Source organism: Mesorhizobium montanum (assembly GCF_033977145.1).
Lineage (GTDB): Bacteria > Pseudomonadota > Alphaproteobacteria > Rhizobiales > Rhizobiaceae > Mesorhizobium > Mesorhizobium montanum.
On record NZ_JAVIJF010000012.1, the window covers coordinates 71,870 to 93,954 of the forward strand.

General features: G+C 62.3%; 22 protein-coding genes and 1 pseudogene. 12 read left to right on the forward strand and 11 right to left on the reverse strand.

Features of this window, described 5'->3' with window-relative positions; translation table 11 throughout:
* Positions 1-2: 2 nt before the first annotated feature.
* Both RFM68_RS17445 and RFM68_RS17450 read right to left on the reverse strand, forming a co-directional pair.
* The gene (locus RFM68_RS17445) at positions 3-1,190 is read right to left on the reverse strand and encodes an amino acid ABC transporter permease (RefSeq protein ID WP_320234238.1); all 1,188 of its coding nucleotides are present in this window, start codon (positions 1,188-1,190) and stop codon (positions 3-5) included.
* A gap of 61 nt (positions 1,191-1,251) precedes the next feature.
* Positions 1,252-2,280 carry an amino acid ABC transporter substrate-binding protein gene (locus RFM68_RS17450; protein ID WP_320234239.1) on the reverse strand — a complete coding sequence of 343 codons (1,029 nt, stop codon included), beginning with the start codon at positions 2,278-2,280 and terminating at the stop codon, positions 1,252-1,254.
* A gap of 466 nt (positions 2,281-2,746) precedes the next feature.
* On the opposite strand from RFM68_RS17450, the gene RFM68_RS17455 reads away from it, so the two are divergent.
* The 7 genes and pseudogenes from RFM68_RS17455 to RFM68_RS17485 all read left to right on the forward strand — a co-directional run bounded on the left by RFM68_RS17455 (position 2,747) and on the right by RFM68_RS17485 (position 9,462).
* The gene (locus tag RFM68_RS17455; protein WP_320234240.1) at positions 2,747-3,916 is read left to right on the forward strand and encodes a cystathionine beta-lyase; all 1,170 of its coding nucleotides are present in this window, start codon (positions 2,747-2,749) and stop codon (positions 3,914-3,916) included.
* A 138-nt stretch (positions 3,917-4,054) separates the two neighbouring features.
* Positions 4,055-4,738: an RNA polymerase sigma factor gene (locus tag RFM68_RS17460; protein WP_320234241.1), complete on the forward strand. Its 684-nt coding sequence runs from the start codon at positions 4,055-4,057 to the stop codon at positions 4,736-4,738.
* 92 nt (positions 4,739-4,830) lie between these two features.
* A complete protein-coding gene (locus RFM68_RS17465) occupies positions 4,831-5,355 on the forward strand; it encodes a DUF4142 domain-containing protein (RefSeq protein WP_320234242.1) in 525 nt (174 codons plus the stop codon).
* On the forward strand, positions 5,352-5,660 hold the full coding sequence (locus RFM68_RS17470; protein WP_320234243.1) for a cupredoxin domain-containing protein: 309 nt from the start codon (positions 5,352-5,354) through the stop codon (positions 5,658-5,660). The genes RFM68_RS17465 and RFM68_RS17470 overlap by 4 nt, the downstream gene beginning before the upstream one ends.
* Before the next feature lie 250 nt (positions 5,661-5,910).
* Positions 5,911-7,008: an HPP family protein gene (locus tag RFM68_RS17475; protein ID WP_320234244.1), complete on the forward strand. Its 1,098-nt coding sequence runs from the start codon at positions 5,911-5,913 to the stop codon at positions 7,006-7,008.
* A 239-nt stretch (positions 7,009-7,247) separates the two neighbouring features.
* On the forward strand, positions 7,248-7,859 hold the full coding sequence (locus RFM68_RS17480) for a TetR/AcrR family transcriptional regulator (protein ID WP_320234378.1): 612 nt from the start codon (positions 7,248-7,250) through the stop codon (positions 7,857-7,859).
* Positions 7,860-8,105: 246 nt separating this feature from the next.
* Positions 8,106-9,462, forward strand: a pseudogene (locus RFM68_RS17485) (IS5 family transposase).
* A gap of 167 nt (positions 9,463-9,629) precedes the next feature.
* On the opposite strand, the gene RFM68_RS17490 reads toward RFM68_RS17485, so the two are convergent.
* From RFM68_RS17490 to RFM68_RS17515, 6 genes are all read right to left on the reverse strand, one after another.
* On the reverse strand, positions 9,630-10,616 hold the full coding sequence (locus RFM68_RS17490; RefSeq protein WP_320234245.1) for a substrate-binding domain-containing protein: 987 nt from the start codon (positions 10,614-10,616) through the stop codon (positions 9,630-9,632).
* 73 nt (positions 10,617-10,689) lie between these two features.
* Positions 10,690-11,760, reverse strand: coding sequence for an ABC transporter permease (locus RFM68_RS17495; protein WP_320234246.1), 1,071 nt, complete (start codon positions 11,758-11,760; stop codon positions 10,690-10,692).
* The gene (locus RFM68_RS17500; RefSeq protein WP_320234247.1) at positions 11,760-13,277 is read right to left on the reverse strand and encodes a sugar ABC transporter ATP-binding protein; all 1,518 of its coding nucleotides are present in this window, start codon (positions 13,275-13,277) and stop codon (positions 11,760-11,762) included. The genes RFM68_RS17495 and RFM68_RS17500 overlap by 1 nt, the downstream gene beginning before the upstream one ends.
* Positions 13,274-14,287 carry a LacI family DNA-binding transcriptional regulator gene (locus tag RFM68_RS17505; protein WP_320234248.1) on the reverse strand — a complete coding sequence of 338 codons (1,014 nt, stop codon included), beginning with the start codon at positions 14,285-14,287 and terminating at the stop codon, positions 13,274-13,276. Before RFM68_RS17505 ends, RFM68_RS17500 begins: the two co-directional genes overlap by 4 nt.
* A 159-nt stretch (positions 14,288-14,446) precedes the next feature.
* Positions 14,447-15,673, reverse strand: a complete 1,227-nt coding sequence (locus RFM68_RS17510) for an anion transporter (protein WP_320234249.1) — start codon at positions 15,671-15,673, stop codon at positions 14,447-14,449.
* Positions 15,674-16,278: 605 nt separating this feature from the next.
* Positions 16,279-16,443 (reverse strand): DUF3309 family protein, encoded by a 165-nt coding sequence (locus tag RFM68_RS17515; protein WP_320234250.1) that lies wholly within the window; start codon positions 16,441-16,443, stop codon positions 16,279-16,281.
* Between the two features lie 206 nt (positions 16,444-16,649).
* On the opposite strand from RFM68_RS17515, the gene RFM68_RS17520 reads away from it, so the two are divergent.
* The 4 genes from RFM68_RS17520 to RFM68_RS17535 all read left to right on the forward strand — a co-directional run bounded on the left by RFM68_RS17520 (position 16,650) and on the right by RFM68_RS17535 (position 18,783).
* Positions 16,650-16,817 carry a Thivi_2564 family membrane protein gene (locus tag RFM68_RS17520; protein WP_095819989.1) on the forward strand — a complete coding sequence of 56 codons (168 nt, stop codon included), beginning with the start codon at positions 16,650-16,652 and terminating at the stop codon, positions 16,815-16,817.
* Between the two features lie 45 nt (positions 16,818-16,862).
* Positions 16,863-17,153 carry a hypothetical protein gene (locus RFM68_RS17525; protein ID WP_320234251.1) on the forward strand — a complete coding sequence of 97 codons (291 nt, stop codon included), beginning with the start codon at positions 16,863-16,865 and terminating at the stop codon, positions 17,151-17,153.
* A 100-nt stretch (positions 17,154-17,253) separates the two neighbouring features.
* Entirely contained in the window at positions 17,254-17,724 is a 471-nt protein-coding gene (locus RFM68_RS17530; protein WP_320234252.1) for a GFA family protein, read from the forward strand.
* A gap of 513 nt (positions 17,725-18,237) precedes the next feature.
* The gene (locus tag RFM68_RS17535) at positions 18,238-18,783 is read left to right on the forward strand and encodes a PAS domain-containing protein (RefSeq protein WP_320234253.1); all 546 of its coding nucleotides are present in this window, start codon (positions 18,238-18,240) and stop codon (positions 18,781-18,783) included.
* Between the two features lie 17 nt (positions 18,784-18,800).
* Here RFM68_RS17535 and RFM68_RS17540 read toward each other — a convergent pair whose 3' ends face one another.
* Positions 18,801-19,070 carry a hypothetical protein gene (locus RFM68_RS17540; protein WP_320234254.1) on the reverse strand — a complete coding sequence of 90 codons (270 nt, stop codon included), beginning with the start codon at positions 19,068-19,070 and terminating at the stop codon, positions 18,801-18,803.
* Between the two features lie 185 nt (positions 19,071-19,255).
* On the opposite strand from RFM68_RS17540, the gene RFM68_RS17545 reads away from it, so the two are divergent.
* The gene (locus RFM68_RS17545) at positions 19,256-19,432 is read left to right on the forward strand and encodes a hypothetical protein (protein ID WP_320234255.1); all 177 of its coding nucleotides are present in this window, start codon (positions 19,256-19,258) and stop codon (positions 19,430-19,432) included.
* Between the two features lie 215 nt (positions 19,433-19,647).
* Here RFM68_RS17545 and msrA read toward each other — a convergent pair whose 3' ends face one another.
* Entirely contained in the window at positions 19,648-20,169 is a 522-nt protein-coding gene (gene msrA, locus RFM68_RS17550; RefSeq protein ID WP_320234379.1) for a peptide-methionine (S)-S-oxide reductase MsrA, read from the reverse strand.
* 445 nt (positions 20,170-20,614) lie between these two features.
* A complete protein-coding gene (locus RFM68_RS17555) occupies positions 20,615-21,817 on the reverse strand; it encodes a Fic family protein (RefSeq protein WP_320234256.1) in 1,203 nt (400 codons plus the stop codon).
* Positions 21,818-22,085: the final 268 nt, after the last annotated feature.

Genomic DNA, 22,085 nt, shown 5'->3' on the forward strand with positions numbered 1-22,085 from the left:
CCCTACCTCTCCACCAGCGCCATTCTGGCGTTGACGACGTTCATGACGGCGGAAGTGACGAGGCTCAGCACCAGGTAGGCGATCATCATGATGAACACGCCCTCCACCGCCTGTCCTGTCTGATTCAGCACCGTGCCGGCGGTAGCGGTGAGGTCGGGATAGCCGATGGCGATGGCCAGCGATGAGTTCTTGGTGAGGTTCAAATACTGGCTGGTGAGCGGCGGAATGACGATGCGCATCGCCTGCGGCACCACGACAAGCCGCAGGATCGGGCCGGAGCGAAGGCCAAGCGCGCCGGCCGCTTCGGTCTGCCCCTTGCTGACGCCCCTGATGCCGGCACGCACGATCTCAGCGATGAAGGCCGCCGTATAAAAGGACAAAGCCAGATAGAGCGACAGGAATTCCGGCTTGACCTGGAAGCCGCCGGTCAGGTTGAAGGTCGACTGTTTCGGGAAGTCGAAAGTGACCGGCATTCCACCGAGCAGGAAGGCGAGCAGCGGCAGACCGACGATCAGCGCGACCGATGTCAAGAAGACCGGAAACCGCTGGCCGGTCGTCTCCTGCCGCTGGCGCGCCCTGTGGGCGACGAACCAGGCCATTGCCAGCGCGAGCACGAAGGCGACGCCGACCAGCCAGGAACCATCCCCCCATACCGCGCGCGGGAAATAGAAGCCGCGCTGGTTAAGGTAGGATCCGAAGGGCAGATGATAGCTTTCGCGCGGCGACGGCAGCACCGCGAGGACGCCCGAATACCAGAAGAAGATGACCAGCAACGGCGGGATGTTGCGGAAGACCTCGACGTAGACCGTGCAGATCTTGCGGATCAGCCAGTTCTGCGACAGACGACCGATACCGATGACGAACCCAATGATCGTGGCGGTGACGATACCGGCGATGGCAACGATGATCGTGTTGAGCAGGCCGATGATGAGAGCACGGCCATAGGTCGAATCCGACGTGTAGGCAATCGGCGTGGTGGAGATATCGAAGCCGGCCCGGTTCTTGAGGAATTGGAAGCCCGAAGCGATGTGCAGGCGCTGGAGGTTTTCTATGACGTTGTTGACGATCCACCAGATCGAGCCGAAGAGGAGGATCACAACCAGCGTCTGAAAGAACAGGCTGCGTATTCTCGGGTCATTGATGAAGGAGCCGCGGCTCGACCCCTCACGAAGGATTTCCTGCGAAGCCATGGACCGTCCCCTGGAAAGAGAAACCGGGAGGCAGAGAGCTGCCCCCCGGATCACGTTTCAATCAGCGGATCGGCGGACCGTATTGCAGGCCGCCCTTGGTCCACAGCGCGTTGATGCCGCGCGCGATCTTGAGCGGGCTGCCCGAGCCGACATTGCGCTCGAACATTTCACCGTAATTGCCGACAGCCTTGACGATGTTGACGACCCAGTCGTTGGAGAGGCCGAGATCGGCGCCATACTTGCCATCGGGTTCAGTGCCGAGCAGGCGCTGGATGTTCGGGTCGGTCGACGTCTTCATCTCATCGACATTGGCCTGCGTGATGCCGGCTTCCTCGGCGTTGAGCAGCGCAAAATATGTCCACCGCGCGATATGCGCCCACTGGTCGTCGCCCTGGCGCACGGCCGGGCCGAGCGGCTCCTTGGAGATGATCTCCGGCAGCACGACATGGTCGGCCGGCGAGGAGAGCGTCAGTCGGATGCCGTAAAGGCCGGACTGGTCGGTGGTGTAAGCGTCGCAACGGCCGGCGTCGTAAGCGGCGTTGACCTCGTTCAGGTTTTCGAACACGACGGGGTTGTATTCCATCTTGTTCTTCTTGAAGTAGTCGGCGAGGTTGAGCTCGGTCGTGGTGCCGCTCTGTACGCAGACAGCGGCGCCCGAAAGCTGCAGCGCCGAGTTCACGCCAGGCAGCTTCTTGGCGTTGATCATGAAACCCTGGCCGTCATAGTAGGTGATGCCGACAAAATCGAGGCCGAGCGCGCTGTCGCGGTTGCTGGTCCAGGTGGTGTTGCGCGACAGGATGTCGATCTCGCCCGACTGCAGGGCGGTGAAACGCTCCTTGGCGCTGAGCGGCGTGAACTTGACCTTGGAGCCGTCACCGAAGACGGCGGCCGCAACGGCGCGACAGAAGTCCGCGTCGATGCCTTTCCAGTCACCCTTGTCGTCCGGCGCCGAGAAGCCGGCGAGGCCGGTCGAGACGCCGCACTGGATAAAGCCCTTCTGCTTCACGGTATCGAGCGTGCCGGCCGAAGCGGCGGACGCCATGAACCCGAGCGCGGCGGCGCCAAGAATGCCGAATGCAATGTGTTTCATGACCCACAGACCCTTTTCTGTTACAGGCGCCCCTACTGCCAGGCGACGCTTGATCTTTTTTCGTTTGTGAATGCAGCTCCCACTTCAAGGCCCGCTCCCGGACCCGCATCGATTGCCGATGCGCTGCCTCCCATTCACGAAACGCATCGAAGGCGATTATTCCTGTGAGGTCAAGGGAAATGACCGTTTTGCGACAGGTTTGACAAGCACTTGCCGCAAATGCCTGAATTGCGGACAAGAGCATGTGAAACCGGCAGACCATGCGAACAAATCAGTCAAGTTGCGTCGTCGCGAATCCATGGCCCGGCGGTAAAATCCGCTTCGGCAATTGCGGTGCTTTATTGGGCGCGCGCGCCGTTGGATTGGCCTAGCGGAAGACCGGCTTTTGGCGGGCCCGGTATGGTTGCGCGGCCTTGGCCGCCGCTTTATGGCTGGTCCCCTGACATCATTCGACAGGCGACGAACCATGGCTAAAGACGGCATCGAGATGGGCATCAACACGCGGCTTGCCCATGCCGGCAACAACCCGCACGACTATTTCGGCTTCGTCAATCCACCGGTCGTGCACGCCTCGACCGTGCTCTACCCGGACGCCGCTTCGATGGCCGCACGCACGCAGAAATACACCTATGGCACGCGCGGCACGCCGACCATGGATGCGCTGACGCTTGCCGTCGATGCGCTCGAAGGTTCGGCCGGCACCATCGCCGTGCCTTCGGGGCTGGCGGCGGTGACGGTGCCGCTCCTGACCTTCCTTGCCGCTGGCGATCACCTCTTGATCGTCGACAGCGTCTACCACCCAACGCGCCACTTCGCAGATACGATGCTGAAGCGGCTCGGCGTCGAGGTCGAATATTACGAGCCGCGCATCGGCGCCGGCATCGCTTCGCTGATCAAGCCCAACACCAAGGTGGTGTTCACCGAATCGCCGGGATCGAACACCTATGAGGTGCAGGACATCCCGGCGATCGCCAAGGCGGCGCATGCCGCAGGCGCCATCGTGATGATGGACAATACCTGGGCGACGCCGCTCTATTTCAAGCCGCTCGACCATGGTGTCGACATCTCGATCCATGCGGCGACGAAATATCCGGCCGGCCATTCGGACGTGCTGCTCGGCACGGTGTCGGCCAACGAGACCTATTGGAAGCAGCTCTACGAGGGGTTCTGCACGCTGGGCTGCTGTTCGGGACCCGACGACATCTACCAGGTGCTGCGCGGCCTGCGCACGATGGGGGTGCGGCTCGAGCATCACCGCAAGAGCGCGCTCGATATCGCGCGCTGGCTGGAGGCGCAGCCGGGCGTCGCGCAGGTGCTGCATCCGGCGCTGGAAAGCCATCCCGACCATGCGCTCTGGACACGCGATTTCTGCGGCTCGACCGGCATCTTCTCGATCGTGCTCAACGGCGGCGGGCAGAAAGTGCAGCATGCCTTCCTCGACGCGCTCAAGATCTTCGGCCTCGGCTATTCCTGGGGTGGCTATGAGAGCCTCGCCGTTCCGGTTTTCCTCGGCGACCGCACCTTTGCCAAAGGTTCGTATGCCGGCCCGTTGATCCGCCTGCAGATCGGGCTGGAGGATGTCGAGGATCTCAAGGCCGACATTCTGCGCGGGCTCGCCGCGGCGGCGGCCGGGTGACAGGCCGATCGGCAGACGGCCGCGTGCAGCGGCAGACAGGCATCGGCTGAAGCGGTAGCATGGTCATGCAACCGGGAACCTTTTTTCGGCAGGCGCATCCAATCGCGGATGTAACAGCTGCCGGGAGATCGGAGCGAGATGAGAAAGCCCGCTATTGAAGCCGCCGGGACCGGTGCGGCCGAGGCCGGCGACATGGCGCTGGTGCGCCGGGCAGTTGCGCGCGATCCGGATGCGTTCCGCGCCATCATCAAGACGCACAACCAACGGCTCTACCGCATCGCGCGCGGCGTGGTGCGCAACGACGCCGAGGCCGAGGACATCGTGCAGGAGGCCTATATGCGCGCCTTCGCCAATCTCGGCGTCTTTCGCGGCGAGGCGTCGCTTTCCACCTGGCTATCGCGCATCGTCATCAACGAGGCGCTCGGCCGGCTGCGCAAGCGCAAGCGCATCGTGGCGATGCCCGAAAATCCGGAGGCGCAGATCATCCGGTTTCCCCTAAACCCGAGCGACGATCCGGAGCGGACGATGGCGCAGCGGCAGATTCTGGGGCTTGTCGAACGGGCGACCGACAGCCTTCCCGATGTCTATCGCACGGTTTTCGTCGCCCGGGTGATCGAGGGGCTGAGCATCGAGGAAACCGCCAGCCTTCTGAGCATACGGCCTGAAACCGTGAAGACGAGACTGCACCGGGCGCGGACGCTGGTGCGAAAGGCGCTCGACGACGAGATCGGCCCGGTGCTGCTCGACGCCTTCCCCTTCGCCGGCCGGCGCTGCGAGCGGCTGACCCAGGCGGTGATGAAGCGTCTGGGTTTCGAGGGCTAACTTTTCCCGGGAACATTTCGCCGCTTGCGGCATCCAATCGGCGTCAACCTCAGATGAAGCCCGAGGCCAATGGGCCGGGCGAAGGAGATGCCATGTTCATGCGACCAACCGCCGCCCTCGCCGCCCTTTTCTTCATGAGCACCGCGCCGCTGGCGCAAGCCGCCGAAAAGCCCACCGACCCCCAGATCGCCCACATCGCCTATACGGCCGGCACGCTCGACATCGAGGCTGCCAAGCAAGCGATCAAGAAATCGAAAAACAAGGAGATCGTCGCCTTCGCCAAGGACATGGAGCGCGACCATGCTGCGGTGAACAAGCAGGCGCTCGACCTGGTGAAGAAGCTGAAAGTCACGCCCAAGGACAACGACACCAGCAAGGCGCTGGCCAAGGCCGCCAAGGAGGAGCGCGCCAAGCTGGCGAAGCTCAAGGGGGCTGACTTCGACAAGGCCTATATCGAGAACGAAGTGGCCTATCACAAGCAGGTCGACGACGCGCTCGAAACCCTGCTCATCCCGTCGGCCAGCAATGCCGAGCTGAAGAGCCTGCTGGAGACGGGCCTGAAGATCTTCCAGGGGCATGAGCAGCACGCCGAACATGTCGCCGGCATGCTGAAATGAGGCCGCTGCTTCTTGCGCTGGCACTGGTGCCGGCGCTCATCACGTCGCCGGCACTCGCGGCGACGGTCGAGGTGACGATCGACAAGCTGGTCTTTTCGCCGGCAAGCCTTCAGGCCAAGGTCGGCGACACGATCGAATGGACGAACAAGGATGTGATTGCCCACACCGCGACGGTGAAAGGCGGCTGGGACGTGACGATCCCGGCAAAGTCGAAGGGCAAGGTCACGCTGAAAGCGGCGGGAGCGGTCGACTATTTCTGCCGCTTCCACCCCAACATGAAGGGCCATGTCGAGGTGACGCCTTAATCCGCTATCGGGAAAGCGAGGCGCGCCCGCGCCTCGCTTATCCGTGAGTTGCCGGCCCGATTCCGCAAACGGCCATAACATCTTGACGCGATTGAGAAAGCCGAGGCCGCTGGCGGCACGACGCACACGGCCCGCTGCGCAATAATATTCCCTCCAGTCGCGAATATGCGGATTGGTTTGGCTTCCAAATCCGTGGCTTCGGCGGCATTGCGAGCAGCACAAATTTCACCCCTTCGATCCAGGGCCTGCCATGGCGTTTCGCCTTTTCGTTCCGATCCTTGCCGGCGCGACGCTTCGCGAACGGCTGCTTGCCTGCATCGGCGCCGTGATCGGCATCGCGCTGACCGGTGTGATCAGCGGGCTGGCAATGGGCAAAGGTGCGGATGTGGCGATGCTGGTGGCGCCGATGGGCGCTTCCGCGGTGCTGCTCTTCGCGGTACCCTCGAGCCCGCTGGCGCAGCCTTGGTCGATCATCGGCGGCAATTCGATCTCGGCGCTTGTCGGCGTGACGGTGGCGCACTTCGTGCACGATCCGGTAATCGCCTCCGGCCTTGCGGTAGCGCTGGCGATCGGCGCCATGTCGTTCACGCGATCGCTGCATCCGCCGGGCGGCGCCGCGGCGCTCACCGGCGTGCTCGGCGGGCCGGCCGTAACCGCTGCCGGCTTCCTGTTTCCCTTCGTGCCGGTGGCGCTGAACTCGATCATCCTGGTTGCACTCGGCTTGCTTTTCCACAAGCTGTCGCGGCGCAACTATCCTCATGTGCACGTGCCTGCAGCCGGTGGCCACGGCACGGCGGACCGGCCGCCGGCCGAGCGCGTCGGCTTCCGGCCCGAGGATGTCGATGCGGCGCTCTCCGCGCTCGACGAGACCTTCGACATCGATCGTGACGATCTGGAGCGCCTGCTGCGCCAGGTCGAGTTGCAGGCGATGGTGCGCTCGCAGCGCACGCTGCTTTGCCGAGACATCATGTCCCGCGATGTGGTCTCGGTGACCGAAGCGGCCTCCGCAGACGAAGCGCGCAAACAACTGATCGACCACAATATCCGCACTTTGCCGGTGGTCGACGCGGACGGTCGGCTGACCGGCGCGGTCGGTCTGCGCGAGCTGACAAGAGCGACCGACACTGTGACCGACACTGTGAAAGGGGTGATGTCGAAAGCCGGCACGGCCTCGCCCGACACGCCGGCGATGAGCCTGCTGCCGGCGCTGACAGACGGGCGCAGCCATGCCGTGGTGATCGTCGATAACGGCCGGCATATCCTCGGGCTGATCACCCAGACCGACATGCTGGCCGCGACCGCGCGCGTGCGGCCAACAGACGGGACGAACCTGAAATCGGCGGCATAGGCTGCAGCTTGGAAGACGCGAGCGATCTGGCTCTTGCCTTCGCGAGGTTCATCGCTCCGTCCGTTACAGCCGCGTCTTCAGCGGCCGGTGCTGCCGATGAGCCGTTGTAGGCCGGCCGGCGCCGCTTGATCCAGGCATGGAGCCCTTCGCGCAGATCGGCCGTGGGGCCATGCGCGCTTCGGCGGGATAAGGAGCAGGCTCCGATTGCTTGTATATTCACTAGGCGGTATACTTGTATGATGAGCGAAAAGCCCAATCCCACGCGAAAACGCCTCGTCGAGGCGGCGACTGAGCTCTTTTATGCCGAAGGCATCAGCCGCGTCAGCGTCGACGCCGTGGCCGAGAAAGCGGGGCTCACCAAGCGCACGCTCTACTACCATTTCAAGAGCAAGGACGATCTGATCGCGGCCTATCTCGACGGCCGCGACCAGCCTAACCTCGAGCAGATGGCCGGATGGTTCAACGCGGCGGGCGGCGGCGCGGACAAAAAGGTCGAGGCGATCTTCACCAACCTGGCGCGGGCGGCCCGACATCCCGGATGGAAGGGCTGCGGCTTCCTGCGCACAGCGGCCGAACTCGCCGCGATGCCCGGACATCCGGCGGTGAAGGCTGGAGCGCGCCACAAGACCAAGTTCGAAAGATGGCTGGCTGGCGCGCTTTCAGACCACGATGTCGACGAGGCGAAGATGCTGGCGCGCGAGATCGTGCTTTTGATGGACGGTGCCTTTTCCAGCATGCTGATCCATCACAATCCAGACTACGTCGCCGCTGCCGGCCATGCCGCCGCAACGCTGGTGCGGGCACGGATGGCGAACGCGGGTGCCCGGAGCAATTCGCGGAAAAGTGCTTAACGGTTAGGCTCGGCGACATCGCCGTAGCCCTCATCCGGAATTGCGTAAAAACAATACCTAGCTGTTGGGACTCCACGTCGTCGTCCGTGAAGAACTCGGAAGGCTTTGATTCGATTTAGGATTCTGCTCCAACTTTGCGTTTGATTTTGCCGAAAATCGTGGCTTTGAGCGGCGATTTCCGGCAAATTGAAAGCGTGTCTGTACGCGTGATTCGACTGTTCTTGTGAAGCAGCGATGGAGCGAGCGATGCGGCCGAAGGAACGACGCGAAAGCGGACAGGCCGACCTGTTGCGATCCCGGCTCGACCAGATCCTCAATATGGATCATGCGCTGGTGAAACTGGCCCGGTCGATCGACTGGCGTTTCCTCGAACAACGGCTAGGCGCGGTCTATGACGACGATCCCGGCCGGCCGCCGCTGCCGACCCGGCTGATGGCGGGCCTGGCCATCCTCAAGTCGATGCACAACCTGTCCGACGAAGTGCTGTGCGAGCGCTGCCTCGAGAACCCCTATTACCCAGCTGTTATGCGGCGAGGAGTTCTTCCAGCATCGCCTGCCCTTCGACCGCAGCTCGCTGACGCGCTGGCGTCTGCGCATGGGTGAGGAGCGGCTGATGGCGCTGCTCCAGGAGAGCCTTGCGGCAGCGACGCGGTTGGGCGCGGCCAAACCGGCCGACTTCCGCGCGGTGATCGTCGACACCACGGTGCAGGAGAAGGCCATCACTTTCCCGACCGACGCCAAGCTGATGCATCGGGCCCGCGAGCGGCTGGTGAAGCTGGCCAAAAAACACGGCATCGGCCTGCGCCAGTCCTATGCGCGGGTCGGCAAGTTCGCGCTGATCAAGCATCAGCGTTATGCCCATGCCAAGCAGTTCAAGCGCGCCAACCGGGCGCTCAAGCGGCTGCGCACCATGCTGGGGGCGGTGATCCGCGACATCACCCGCAAGCTCACCGGGCAGCCCGAACTGGCCCAGGTCTTCGCCCTGCCGCTGTCGCTTGCCCGGCGCGTCAGGGACCAGCGGCAGCGCGAGCGCGGCAAGAAGGTCTATTCCCTGCACGCTCCCGAGGTGGAATGCATCGGCAAGGGCAAGGCCCACAAGCCCTATGAGTTCGGCGTCAAGGTCTCGGTCGCCACCACGCTCGAGCGCAGCCGCGGCGGCCAGTTCGTCGCCCATGTCAAGGCGCTGCCCGGCAACCCTTACGACGGCCACACCCTGGCCACCGTCATTCCCGCCATCGAGACCGCGATCGGCGCCAATCTCGGCAGGATCGTCGCCGATGCCGGCTATCGAGGCCACAACGCGCCGAAGGACAAGATGTTCAAGGTCCATGTCGCCGGCTACAAACGCGGCCTCACAAAGGCCATCAAGCGGGCGCTGCGACGCCGGGCCGCCGTCGAACCGGTCATCGGCCACCTCAAGCAGGACCACCGCATGGGCCGCAACTTCCTGGCCTTCTCTGACGGCGACGCCAACAACGCCGTGCTCGCCGCCGTCGGCTACAACTTCAGCCTCCTGCTCAACTGGCTGAGGCTTTTGTTTGCCTGCTTCCTGGCGCTGCTCGCTACAGCTCCAGCGTCACCGGTCCAGCCGCAATCAGCCTGACCTCCGGAAAATCAACCAGCAGAACCTCTCAACCGCGGCTGCCTTTCGACGCCAATGCCGGAAATCGCTCTTCTTCACTGCCGACCACGTCCAGTGGGTCTTCACCAAAACGAGCAAGGCCCCTCCCCGGGGCCTTGCCATCTCAATCTCCGAAGTTAAGGCGCCGCCTACTTCCCCATCATCGACTTGGCGTTCTCCGCCGTGATCGCGGTGGTGTCCACCGTCACAGTCGGTTCCACCGACGTCGCGCAGTCGAGCAGGATCTTCTTCGACATCTCGATCGCTTCCTTGGCGCCGGTCGGATAGGTGAAGGTCGCCGCCCAGTCGCCCTTGGCCACCGCCTCGATACCGCCGGCCGGGCCAGGCAGGCCGTCGGTGCCGATGATCTTGACGTCCTTGCCGGCGCCCTTGGCGGCCAGCAGCGCGCCCGCCGCCATCATGTCGTTCGAGGCATAGAGCACCTTGATGTCGGGGTGCGCCTGCAGCATGGCGGCAAAGGCGGTCTGGGCTTTATCCGGAACCCAGTCGGCCGCCTGTTCGGCGACGATCTGGATCTTGGCATTCCCCTTCACACCTTCCTTGAAGCCGTTCAAGCGCTCCACCGCTGGCGTCGAGCTCGGCAGGCCTTCCAGCACCGCCGCTTCGCCGCCGTCTGGCAGCAGCTTCGACGCCGTGTACTTGCCAGCTTCCTCGGCGATCTTGAAATTATCGCCGCCGATGAAGGCGGTGTAGTCCTTGCCGGGGTCGCCGACGGTCTTGCGGTCGAGCTCGATCACCGGAATGCCGGCATCCATGGCGCGCTTCACGGCAGGCGTCAGGGGCGCTGCCTCGAAGGGCGAGATCAACAGGATATCGACCTTCTGGGTAATGAAGTTGTCGACCTGCGAGGTCTGCGTGTTGACGTTGCCGGCGCCGTCGGCGATCTGCAGGGTGAAGCCCGGCGCTTCCTTGGCCGCCGCCGTCAGTTCGTCATTGACGTGCTGGCGATAGGGTTCTGCGTTGTTTGCCTGCGAAAAGCCGATGACGAACTGGCCGTCCTTGGCGCATGCCTTCACCAGCGGGTCGGCTGCCTGAGCACTCCCTGCGATGCACAGGCCGGCGCCCGCCAGCAACGCGGCCCGAAGGGCGCGCGGTCCTCTCAACGTGGTTCTCATACTCACTCTCCTCCTCGTCCGGCCGGGGTGCCGGACCTTTGGTTGCAGTCTCAGCTATGCTGCCGCCGGCCTCCTATCGACCCAATCCTTCGCGGCGGCGAACGAGGGATTGAAGCACTGCCGCCAGCACGATGATCGCGGCGGTCGCGAGCAGCTGCGTGGCGGGGGTGATGTTGTTGAGCTGAAGGATGTTGGCCAAGGCGCCGAGCATGATCGTGCCGGCGACGGTGCCGACCATGGAACCCGCGCCGCCGAACAGGCTGGTGCCGCCGATGACCACGGCGGCGATCGCGGTGAGCTCATAGCCCATGCCGTCATTGGCGCTGCCGAAGTTGAACTGACCGGCATGGACGATGCCGGCAAGCGCCGAAGCAAAACCGGTGATGGCGTAGACCGAAATCTTCACCATCGACACCGGGACGCCGGAAATGCGCGCGGCGCGCTCGTTGCCGCCGACGGCATAGACGTAGCGGCCGAAGCGGGTGGTGTTGAGCACCAGCGTGGCGATCGCGGCGAAAATGATGAAGACAATAGTCGCCACCGGCACGGTGTTGTCGAACAGGCGCTCGCCCAGCACCGCGAAGACAGGCGGCGCCAGGCCCGGCCCGTCGCCATAGGAGATGTTGATGTACTGGTTGCCGGAGACGATCAGCGCCAGACCTCGCGCCGCCTGCAGGCCGGCCAGGGTCACGATGAACGGCTCCAGCCGGAAGCGGGTGGAGATCGCGCCCTGGACGATGCCGAAGACGACGCCCATGGCGAGCACCGCCAAAATGGTCGGGATCAGCCCGAAGCCACCGGAGATCATCATGGTGGCGGTGACCACGGCGGAGAGACCGAGCACTGCGCCGACCGAGAGATCGATGCCGGCGGTGATGATGACGAAGGTCATGCCAATGGCGATGATGCCGGTCTCCGATACGGCCCGCACGATGTTGGCGATGTTGTCGGGATTGAGGAACAGGATCTCGCCATGGCGCCGCGGCGAAAAGATGACGCCGCCGATCGCCACCAGCACCAGGCCGATCAGGCTCTGGAAGCGCACGATGATGGCCAGCGGGTCGACGCGATGCTTTTGCGCCGCAGCTGGCGCCGGGCTTGAGGCCGCCGGGTTGGCCGCCACCGAAATCTTCTGCTCCGACATCAGGCCTCCCTGCCATTTGCCGCGGCAAGCACGGTGTGCTCGTCGACGCCGCCATTGAATTCCGCCACATTGCGCCCCTGGCGCAGCACCACGATCCGGTCGCAGAGACCGATCAGCTCCGGCATCTCGCTGGAGGCGACCAATATGCCCAGCCCCTGCGCCGCGAGCGCCCGCAGCCTGGCGTAGATCTCGCCCTTGGCCCCGACATCGACGCCGCGCGTTGGCTCGTCGAGCAGGAGCAGGCGTGGATTGCCGAGGATCTCCTTGGCCAGCACCACCTTCTGCTGGTTGCCGCCGGAAAGCGCGCCGACCGCGATATCCGGGTTCTTCGGGCGGATGTCGAACTGGCTGAAGGATTGCCTCACGGCCTCCGCCTGGCGGCGTGGCGACATCAGGCCTGCCGGCGAGATGCGGCGGATGACCGACATGACCAGATTGAGGCCAACCGCCATCCGGAGCATCAGGCCGCTGCCGCGCCGGTCGTCGGTGACGAAGGCAATGCCTGCCTTGCGGGCGGCGATGATGGATTCGAGTTTCACCGGCCGGCCGTCGACCGCCACCTCGCCCTGCCAGCGGCCGGCAAGGCCGGTGCCGTAGAGCGCGGAAAGCAGCTCTGTGCGCCCTGCCCCCATGATGCCGGCGAGGCCTACGATCTCGCCTTCCCTCACCTCGAGCGAGATGCCGCTCGGCGGCTGCCAGCCGGCGCTTTCGCGCGCAAGCGTGAAGCTGGCGTCCTTGAGGCTGAGCAGCGTCTTGCCGGCGCTCTTCGCGCGACCGGGATAAAGCTCGTCCAGCGGCCGCCCGACCAGCAGACGCACCAACTCGGCCTGCGGCGCGTGCGGATCGCTAATGCCGGCGACGCGGCCGTCGCGCATCACCGTCACGCGATCGGCGATGTCAGGCACTTCCTCCAGCCGATGCGAGATGTAGACAATGCCGACGCCGGTCGCGGCCAGCTTGCGCATGATGTCGAACAGGCGCTCGACCTCGCCGACGGTGAGCGCCGCGGTCGGCTCATCCATGATCAGCACGCGCGAGGCATAAGACAGCGCCTTGACGATCGCCACCACCTGGCGCTGGCCGATCGAGAGGTCGGCCACGAGCCGCGCCGGATCGATGGCGAGCTCGATCGCTTCCAGTCGCTTCTTCGCCTCGCGGCGCATCGCCGGCACGTCGAGCATGCCGCCCGGCCGCATCAACTCGCGGCCGAGGAAGAGGTTCGCCGCGACGTCGAGCGAAGGCACAAGGTCGAGTTCCTGGAAGATGGTGGCTATGCCGGCGGCTTGGGCCTCGCGCGGGTTGTTGAAGACCACCTGTTTGCCGTCGACCCGGATTTCGCCCTCGTCCGGCGTGTACACGCCCGACAGCAGGTTCATCAGCGTCGACTTGCCGGCACCGTTCTCACCGAGCAGCGCGTGGATCTCGCCCGCCTTGAGGTCGAAATCGACGTGGCGCAGCGCTTGCACGCCGCCGAAGCGTTTGACCGCGCCGGTTACGGAAAGCAGCGGCGCGCTCATGTCTGCCTCGTGTGGGCCGGCTTCGCGCAGGATTCACGCGCCCGCAGCGTCGCCCGCAGCCGTACGGCCTGGGGTGCCGCATCGCTGGAAGCGATGCGGGCGCTGAGCAGCGCGGCGGCCTGGCGCCCGATCTCGGTGCAGGGCTGCCCGACCAACGTCAGACGCGGCTCGAAGCAGTCGGCCCATTCGAAATCGTCGAAGCCGACCAGCGATAGGTCGCTCGGGATCGAAAGACCCTTTTCGCGGATGGCGCGGACTGCCCCGATCGTCGTCATGTTGTTGCCGGTGACAAGTGCGGTGGGCGGCGCGGGCAGCGAAAGGATCGCATGCGTCGATGCCGTGGCGCCCGCCGTGTCGACATTCTCCGGCGAGACATAGTGCGGCAGGCATTCAAGTCCATTGGCGGCGAGCGAGGCGCGAAAGGCCTCGATGCGCTCGCGCGTTGTGGCGAGTCCTGGCTGGCCGGCAAGGTAGCCGATGCGTCTGTGACCAAAGGAAGCGACATGGTCGATCAGCGCGCGCATTGCCGTCTCGTTCTCGACGCCGATCTGGTCGAAGCGGTCGTCGGCGAAGCGGTCTATCAGCACACACGGGACTTGTTTGCCGGCGAGATACTCGATCGCCCGCTGCGGCGTGCCCGACGGCGCCAGGATGACGCCGTCGACGCGCCGCTGATGGAAGGCGCGCACAACCTGCAATTCGCGATCCGGGTCTTCCTGGGTGTCGGACAAAAACACCATCAGCCCGAGCCGTGCGCACTCGGCTTCGACGGCGCAGATGATGTCGGTGAAGTAGGGGTTGGAAATCGCGGAGATGGCGAGCCCGACGCTGTTGGTCGTGGCGACTTTGAGCGAGCGCGCCAATTCGTTGGGCTGGTAGCCCATGGCCGCGATGGCGTCGTTGATGAGCTGCGCCTTCTCGGGCGAGACGAAACGGGTACGGTTGACGACATGCGAAACGGTCGAAACCGAGACGCCGGCGCGGCGCGCGACCTCAGCCATTGTCGGCATGACGACTCTCACGGAGTGCCCGCAAGCGCTCCTCCCTATCTCGCGTTTCCCGTCCGCTCTTCGTCGGATTTGGCCAAACCATAGAGTCATCGAAACGTTTGCGCAATCGATTCGATGACGGAGCGCGACAGATTTTTATCGCGGGCGAAAAGTCGACGATCAGGAAGTGAAAGCCAGCCAGGCTGTGCCGGCGAGAAGCGTCACCAGCGTCAGCGGCAGGCCGACCTTGAAGAAAGCGGAGAAGGACAGCTCCTTGCCGGCCGCCTTTGCCTGCTCGGCGACGATCAGATTGGCGACGGAGCCGAGCAGCGTGAAATTGCCGGCAAGCGTCGAGCTCATCGCCACGACCAGCCAGGCGCGCTCCGGGTTTTCCAAGCCGGGAATAAAGGGGCGAAGCGCCAGCACTGCCGGTACATTGCTCATGATGTTGGAAAGCACGGCGGTGAAGCCGGAGAGCCGCCAGACATCGCCGAGGCCGACGGTCTTCGCCCAGGCGATCATGTCGGGCGTGAGCAGCGTGCGCTCGGCACCCGCCACCACCACGAACAGGCCGGCGAACATGAAGAGCAGCGGCCCGTCGATCTCGCGGTAGATGCGCCGCGGCTTGATTGCCCGGGTGACCAGCAGGAAAGCGCCGGCGATCAGCGCCGCCTTGGCGACGGGAACGCCGGCGAAGAAGGCCAGCGCCAGCAGCACGCAGACGATGGTGGCCTTCAGCACCTGTCCGGGCAGCATGCGGCCGCGATAGACTTCCGGGCTGAGTTCGGCGGCGCGGGAGAATTCGGCGCGGTAGACGATGCGCACGACGACGATGACGCAGAGCAGGCCGAACAGCGCCACCGGCGCGAGCGCCAGCGTGAAGGCCGGATAGGAAATGCCGGACAGCGCGCCGATCACCATGTTCTGGGGGTTGCCGGTGATGGTGGCGACGCTGCCGCAGTTCGAGGCGGTGCAGGTGGCGATGAGGTAAGGTACCGGGTTGCGGTTGATGACGCGGGTGACATGGACGACGATCGGCGCCATAACCAGGCAGATCGCGTCATTGACCAGGAAGGCCGAGAGCACGCCGGTCAACAGCGTCACCATGACCAAAAGCATGAAGGGCGCATGGGCATGCTCGATGGCGAAGCCGCCGAGCGCGCGAAACGCGCCCGAAACCTTCAGATGCGCGACCACGATCATCATGCCGAGCAGCAGCGTGATGGTGTCGAAATTGATGGCTTTGTAGGCATCCTCGATGCCGATCGCGCCGATGGCGATCATGGCGGCGCCGCCCAAAAGCGCGATGCCGGCGCGATCGAGGCGCAGGCCCGGAATGCGGCCGAGGGCGACGCCGGCATAGGTGAGCACGAGGATGAAAAGCGCGCCCGCGGCGGTCCATGTCATTGCAAGAAGCTTCCCGTTGCCTGCCTTGCCCGGCAGAATCTGCCGACGACGGCGGCATCACATTTAGCAAGGCCAGCGCAAAGGGAAAGCGCGCAAGCGCGTGAAAGCCGTATGCCGCTTTCGCCGCTTTCACATTCATAAACCCTAATGTAAAGAATAGTGAATAACGTATGTGACCGGCTATCCAGGCGTTGGGGACTAAACGGATGAACACGGTCGTTGAAGCGGAACATCGCATCCCATCACGGGAGGAATTGATGCGTCCGCAGGAATGCTCCCGCTGTCACGGGGCCAAAAAAGTTTTCGTTTGCGCGCGCTGGCTGAGCTCGAACGGCCATTGCTGCCCGGGAGGCACGCATCGGCTGACTTGCCCCGGACACAGCATCGTCTGCCTCGAATGCAGCGGGCGCGGCAGCTAGCGGGATTCGAGAAGCCGGGAGCAACCGGCGGCGAAACTGCGGGACGCGCTGGCGACACCCCGTGGTCCGCTCGAGAGGCTCGGTGTTTCACGGAATCATCAAGCCGCTCTAAGTCTTTGTTTTTGCGCAGTTCCGGGCGGAAAACCGCTATGCACTTCTCCTGGAATTGCTCTAGCCTGGGGGCTGTCAGATGCGACCGATCAGCACCAGGATGATCACGATGACCAGGACAAGCCCGAGGCCGCCGCCGCCATAATAGCCGGTGCCGTAGAAAGGTCCGCCGCCAAAGCCGCTGAAGCCGCCAAGCAGGGCAAGAATAAGAATGATGATGAGAATTGTGCCGAGGCCCATGGTTTCTTCCTCTTCCTGACGGTGCGATCCCGCGCTTTGTTATTGAGGAGATGAACTCACAAGCCGCGCGCATGTTCCGCCCGGCGTCGGCAGCCGGCTTCTGTTTCAGAGGCACGATCAGTGGGGCTCGGCCGGCGTGGAACCATTTCCCAGCCGGCAACGTTGGAGCCTGCCCATCCGGGCAATCCTTGGCAAGGAGGCAGCATATGGGCGCATCCGTTCTTATCGGTATCCTGATCACCTTCCTGGTGGTGATCCTGGTGCTCTACCTCGTGCAACGCCTGCCGCTCGACGCCCGCGCGCGACAGATCGCGCAGATCATCGTCATCATCATCGGGATCATCTCGTTGCTGAAATATCTTGCGGTGTTCTAGCCGCGCTCCATATTCGACGCCGGAAACTCCGAAGCCTGGTGTCTCATGACAACCCTGTCGATCACACTCATTACCGGCATGATTGCTTGCGCTGCGAGCACTGCCCACGCCCGGCAGGATACGCGCGTCATGACCTGCGCCCAGGCGCGGGCGCTCATCCAAAGCCATCACGCCGCGGTGCTTACAACCGGACCCAACACCTATGACCGTTTCGTGCGCCAGTTTGGCAATGAATGCGACTGGCCCGAAGTGCCTGTATCGATCTCGGTTCCTGCCCGCGATGGCGAATGCCGCCTCTATCGATGCGAGGAGCCGCCCTTCAATTTCCCGGATTGAACAACGCCAGGCACGCCTGGCGCGGAACCGTTCCGACCCGGGGCGAATTGTAACGGGCAGCGGCATGGCCGCGCCGGATCGGACTGCAGGAGGAACGGCCATGTCCAACGAGATCACGCGCAGCGGCAGTTGCCTGTGTGGCGGCGTCCGGTTCCAGGTGGCCGGCGAGCCGCTGCGGGTCGGCCTTTGCCACTGCAAGGACTGCCGCAAGACAAGCGGATCGACCTTTCATGCCTATGCGGTGTGGCCGCTTCGAGCGTTCGAAACCACCGGCATCACCAACAGCTATGGCACTCGCAGTTTTTGCCCCACCTGTGGAAGTCGTGTTCCGTTCATCGGCGAGGACGAGGCAGAGGTCACGATCGGCAGCCTGGACGTTGCGCCAACCGAAGGGCTGGTGCCGCGCTACGAGCTCTGGATCGGGCGCCGCGAGTCCTGGTTGCAGGCCCTGCCCGAAGCACAGCAGTTTGAGCACGATCGGATAGCCGATGATTCGGCTGCCGGCGAGGAGCCGCAGCAAGAATCGGCCTGGGTCGAGATTCTTGCCGGACTTAAGTCGCAACGACAATAACCTTCAGTCGAGCGAAGCTTCCCGGCACGTCCGGGAAATAGCTGGATGTCGAATGATCCGCGCGGACTTTCCTCGAAGTTTCGGATTTTTCAACCACCGGTCGGTTTGCCGGCCAATCGGCCGCCGCTAACATTTGCAATGCGGCAAAACATGAGGTCGTCGGCTGACACGGTTTCAGATGACAGTACGCATAGAGCTTTATCCACCTTTCAAAATATAAGAGTTTTCAGCCACGCTCCTTGCGTCAATACAACCTCCGGGATTATTCCTCCCGTCATTCCCTGTGCTTATCACGTGAAATATCAAGCTGCAGTTGCAATACCAAAGTGAAAATTATTTCGGCTCAAGAATTTTTTTAAACCGTTTTCTTTCTGGTTATATCGAATATGACGCCCCAAATTGCGACAAGCAGCGAGCCTTATGACTTTAGGCCTTGTACAAAGGCTACCTTTGTTTCTTTCGATTTTTGCTACATAGTTTTTGCCGAATCTTGAAACCGAACGGGGCGTTTTCATGACGCCGGCGCCTGAACACGGCCGAAACATGCATATGCGGTATCCGCCGATCGACGGGTTCTGGACCTGGGACATCAAGCGTGACCGTGTCTATGGCGACGCCAACCTTTCAGACTATTTCGGTCTGACACTCGACGAATTCTCGCACGGCGCACCGCTGGAACGATGGATGCAAAGCATCGACCACGACGATCGTCCAAGGGTTCGATTGGCTATCCGCAATGCTATAGAGCGCAGGTCCGGCTTCAGGGAGATCTACAAGGTCCGCTCGGAAAAGATGGGGCTGCGCAAGATGCTGGCCGTCGGCCAGTGTTACGTCGACGATGTGGGCGAGGCGGCGCTCTATCCCGGCTGGTTCGTCGACCTGACGGAGGATGCCGCCTGCGAGGAACAGTCGCTGCGCGAAATCCACAGCCACGTCGGGCAGGCCAAGGACATAGCGCAATCGATCGGACACGACATGCTGTCCTATCTCCTGGACAACATCGAGGAAGAGGTCGAGCAGCGGCTTGGCGGAAGACTGGGGAGGCGAAGATCGTCCTGAAACCGATCGTTTCCGGATTAATCTCCAGGCCGCCGCTTGCCGCGCCTGTCGACTTCAGCCGTGACCAAGCGCGCAAAATGCGACTGGGGCGACCGGCGCTCGATGAGCTTGGCCCGCTCCAGGGCCGCATCGCCATAAAACTCAATCAGCACACCGGCGGCCTTGGCGGCATCGACCCTCAACCGGTCGAAATCGGCCTGCCCGCTCGCGATCGAGGGCTCGCTCCTGGCAATCACGTCAAGCATGGCTTGAAATTTGTCAGAAGTGCTGCCCTCGTCTTCGTGCATGGTCACTATCCGATTGGGCGCGTAAAATATCGACATTTCCGCGCGATGTCCAACAGGTTCGTTGATCGGGCGTCAGTGCAACCGAGTACAGCTTCACCGCGAGTGGGGCCACAATCTTCAAACAAGCATAGTGAGCCAAACTTACCGCGCAGACATTTGGGGCACCCATGGACCAGCCTAGCAAAATGGAAAACCTGCAGTTTGCGCAGGGGATCCTGCGGGAGCTTCGCCAGAAGGCGGAAGCCGATGGCGAGAAGCTCCTGACATATCTTATCGACATGGCCTATCTCGAAGCCAGCGACCGTGTCCGCGCGCACTGGATCGGCAGCCACGAGCACGAAGGCCGCCGCGCCAAGGGCTGAGGTCCCTAGAGTAATTCCGGGAAAAGCGCGTCGCGGTTTTCCGTCCGGAATCGCGCCAGAAACAAATAGATAGAGCAGCTTCTTCGTTTCCGTGAGGCGATGACCGATCTGACCACCGGGAAAGCCTCCAGGAACGCAAAAAACCCGCCATGCCTTCCGGCATGGCGGGCTGGATCTCAAGTGATAGCGGCTATGTCCAATAGCCCGCCGCCGGTCTACGACGCAGCGGCCTTCTGGCGGACCGGCAGCTTCCACCCCGGCCGCGCGAAATGGCAGGTGTAGCCGTTGGGATAGCGCTCGAGGTAATCCTGGTGCTCGGGCTCCGCCTGCCAGAACGGGCCGGCCGGAGCGAGCTCGGTGACGACCTTGCCGGGCCACAGGCCGGACGCGTCGACGTCGGCGATCGTGTCCTCGGCGATCTGTTTCTGCTCATCGTCAGTGTAGAAAATCGCCGAGCGATAGCTCATGCCGATATCGTTGCCCTGGCGATTCTTCGTCGTCGGATCGTGGATCTGGAAGAAGAATTCGAGCAGCGTGCGAAAATCGGTCATGGCCGGGTCAAAGACGATCTCGATTGCCTCGGCGTGGGTGCCGTGGTTGCGGTAGGTGGCGTTTGGGACATCGCCGCCGCTATAGCCGACCCGCGTTGAAACCACGCCGGGCAAGCGTCGGATCAGATCCTGCATGCCCCAGAAGCAGCCGCCGGCCAGGACTGCGCGTTGGGTGGAAGAAGCCATGTCAAACCTCCTTTGGATTGCTCCATATGTAGGAGTTGTGGCCAGCTTCTTCCAGCGGCTCGGGCGGCTGCTGCCTAGCCTCTGCAGATCCCGCCGCGAATGACCGCTATTGGAATGCAGGATGTTGAAGTCGTAGGTCAGATCGCCCGACTTAGTTTTGCCCGTGTAAGCCCTCACCGCCCTCTCGGCGTCGTCCATCCAGCGCTTTTCGAGCTTGCTGGCCGCTTCGACGCGCCCAAGCCACTTCAGGCCCTCTCGCGAAGGGTCTCGTCCTGCCTCTGCTGATCCCGCGCGCCTGCCGCCTTTGCCATGGCGGACGGAATGCTGGGACCAGCGCGGAATTCCAAGTCTCTTGAAGCACATGCAATGGCTTAGCCTTGGGTGGGCCGACTTTGAGTCGGTCGACGCGACTGGTGTGGCGCCGGCCTTGAACAGATCGAACGACCTACGTCTCGCTCTCGGTCGATTCGAGTGGACGCTTATTTTTCCAAGGGAGGAAGGCTCTTAGCTTGCCAGTTGAAGCTTTCACTCTTCGACCCGGCTTTCTTTCAACCAACCCCATTTGTATCAATGCGTTTAGATCGCGCGTGAGAGTTTTGTCTGTCTTTCCGGAATATTCTCTCGCCAGCGTTGGCGTCAGATCCATGATCTCATTGATCCTAGCCGATCGGTTGATTCGTCCCAGCGAGAGAACTAGCTCGCGTTTCCTTTGATCAGCTGCTGTCTTCCTACCTTGAAATTGGTCATGTACGTAATTCACCCAAGCAACTGCAAATTGCTCCTTCCGAATATGACCGATTTGCTCCTTAAGCCCGTCTATGAAACCCTCAAGGGCGTACCGGACGAAGGACTTGGTTTCACCGCCTGACTTGCTAATCTTATCCAATTCGCGATAATATACAGTTCTCGTCTTATTGTAGTGGTTGCTAAGCAGCTGGCCCGTCGGCATCGGGAATCCCGCACTAAGCAATATGTAGAACTCGAGCAGGCGCGCGGTTCGTCCGTTTCCATCGCCAAAAGGATGAATCAACGCCATGTATATGTGAGCGAACAGCGCCGCCAATATAGCCAAGTACTCGTTATTTTCTTTTCCATAAGGCATCTCTTCAATGTTCCGGCACGTCTCGTCCAAAAGGAATTTGCAATCCTCCGGGGGTGCTCCGCGGTACACACTACCAACCACTACAGAATGACGACGAATTTCGCCTGCTTTTCCAGCGTCGTCATCAAGCTTCAGGTCTTTAAGAACCATTGCGTTAAGATGGCAGCAAAACTCTGTGGTGATTGGCACAGGGCCGCTCTTTTGGAGATCTGCGACAAGGGTGTTGCAAGCATCTATAATGTTTTGCACTTCCTGTTGAAGATATTGCTGAGACGGCGGGAGCTTCAATGTTCCCTGGACCTGCCTCACAACTTGATCTTCCGTAAGCGTATTCCCTTCAATAGCTGTCGTCGCCAACGCGCCTTTGGCTAAGAAGACGTCGTAGAGTTTTTTTGCAGCTTCGGGCGCTAAAGGAACGCCGCCTATGTGGTTGGCTTTTGATGCCGCCTCGCCCAACATCATCCACATCTCATGAGTGTAGTTGCGGGTATCGAGTTCGAATTTTATCCACGGGTGTGTCTGCACATATGTCCGTTTTGTCAGCACCCTATCTCCTCCTATAAGCCTTTATTTTCAAGGGCTATGATTTCTTCGTTGTGATTTTTTGGCTTCAATAGGTTAAAAAAATGTCCCCTTCAAATCAATTTTCTGAAATAATCAGTTGACCCTTCCGATCTCAACCCTGCCGAGATCATTCTTCACTGCTCTGCCGGAATCTTCTCACAACGAATTCAAAGAGGATGTCGGAGAGGCGGCGATGATCTCGGCGCGCTGCTCTGGAGAGTAGTGTTCCGCATCGTCGATGGTCATAAAA

Coding starts and splice junctions, on each gene's coding strand:
- RFM68_RS17500 (WP_320234247.1), bottom strand. CDS start 13,277: ATGAGCGCGCCGCTGCTTTCCGTAACCGGCGCGGTCAAACGCTTCGGC.
- RFM68_RS17525 (WP_320234251.1), top strand. CDS start 16,863: ATGACAACCCTGTCGATCACACTCATTACCGGCATGATTGCTTGCGCT.
- RFM68_RS17470 (WP_320234243.1), top strand. CDS start 5,352: ATGAGGCCGCTGCTTCTTGCGCTGGCACTGGTGCCGGCGCTCATCACG.
- RFM68_RS17505 (WP_320234248.1), bottom strand. CDS start 14,287: ATGCCGACAATGGCTGAGGTCGCGCGCCGCGCCGGCGTCTCGGTTTCG.
- RFM68_RS17535 (WP_320234253.1), top strand. CDS start 18,238: ATGACGCCGGCGCCTGAACACGGCCGAAACATGCATATGCGGTATCCG.
- RFM68_RS17495 (WP_320234246.1), bottom strand. CDS start 11,760: ATGTCGGAGCAGAAGATTTCGGTGGCGGCCAACCCGGCGGCCTCAAGC.
- RFM68_RS17545 (WP_320234255.1), top strand. CDS start 19,256: ATGGAAAACCTGCAGTTTGCGCAGGGGATCCTGCGGGAGCTTCGCCAG.
- RFM68_RS17455 (WP_320234240.1), top strand. CDS start 2,747: ATGGCTAAAGACGGCATCGAGATGGGCATCAACACGCGGCTTGCCCAT.
- RFM68_RS17445 (WP_320234238.1), bottom strand. CDS start 1,190: ATGGCTTCGCAGGAAATCCTTCGTGAGGGGTCGAGCCGCGGCTCCTTC.
- RFM68_RS17490 (WP_320234245.1), bottom strand. CDS start 10,616: ATGAGAACCACGTTGAGAGGACCGCGCGCCCTTCGGGCCGCGTTGCTG.
- RFM68_RS17475 (WP_320234244.1), top strand. CDS start 5,911: ATGGCGTTTCGCCTTTTCGTTCCGATCCTTGCCGGCGCGACGCTTCGC.
- RFM68_RS17510 (WP_320234249.1), bottom strand. CDS start 15,673: ATGACATGGACCGCCGCGGGCGCGCTTTTCATCCTCGTGCTCACCTAT.
- RFM68_RS17515 (WP_320234250.1), bottom strand. CDS start 16,443: ATGGGCCTCGGCACAATTCTCATCATCATTCTTATTCTTGCCCTGCTT.
- RFM68_RS17465 (WP_320234242.1), top strand. CDS start 4,831: ATGTTCATGCGACCAACCGCCGCCCTCGCCGCCCTTTTCTTCATGAGC.
- RFM68_RS17460 (WP_320234241.1), top strand. CDS start 4,055: ATGAGAAAGCCCGCTATTGAAGCCGCCGGGACCGGTGCGGCCGAGGCC.
- msrA (WP_320234379.1), bottom strand. CDS start 20,169: ATGGCTTCTTCCACCCAACGCGCAGTCCTGGCCGGCGGCTGCTTCTGG.
- RFM68_RS17530 (WP_320234252.1), top strand. CDS start 17,254: ATGTCCAACGAGATCACGCGCAGCGGCAGTTGCCTGTGTGGCGGCGTC.
- RFM68_RS17480 (WP_320234378.1), top strand. CDS start 7,248: ATGAGCGAAAAGCCCAATCCCACGCGAAAACGCCTCGTCGAGGCGGCG.
- RFM68_RS17450 (WP_320234239.1), bottom strand. CDS start 2,280: ATGAAACACATTGCATTCGGCATTCTTGGCGCCGCCGCGCTCGGGTTC.
- RFM68_RS17520 (WP_095819989.1), top strand. CDS start 16,650: ATGGGCGCATCCGTTCTTATCGGTATCCTGATCACCTTCCTGGTGGTG.
- RFM68_RS17540 (WP_320234254.1), bottom strand. CDS start 19,070: ATGCACGAAGACGAGGGCAGCACTTCTGACAAATTTCAAGCCATGCTT.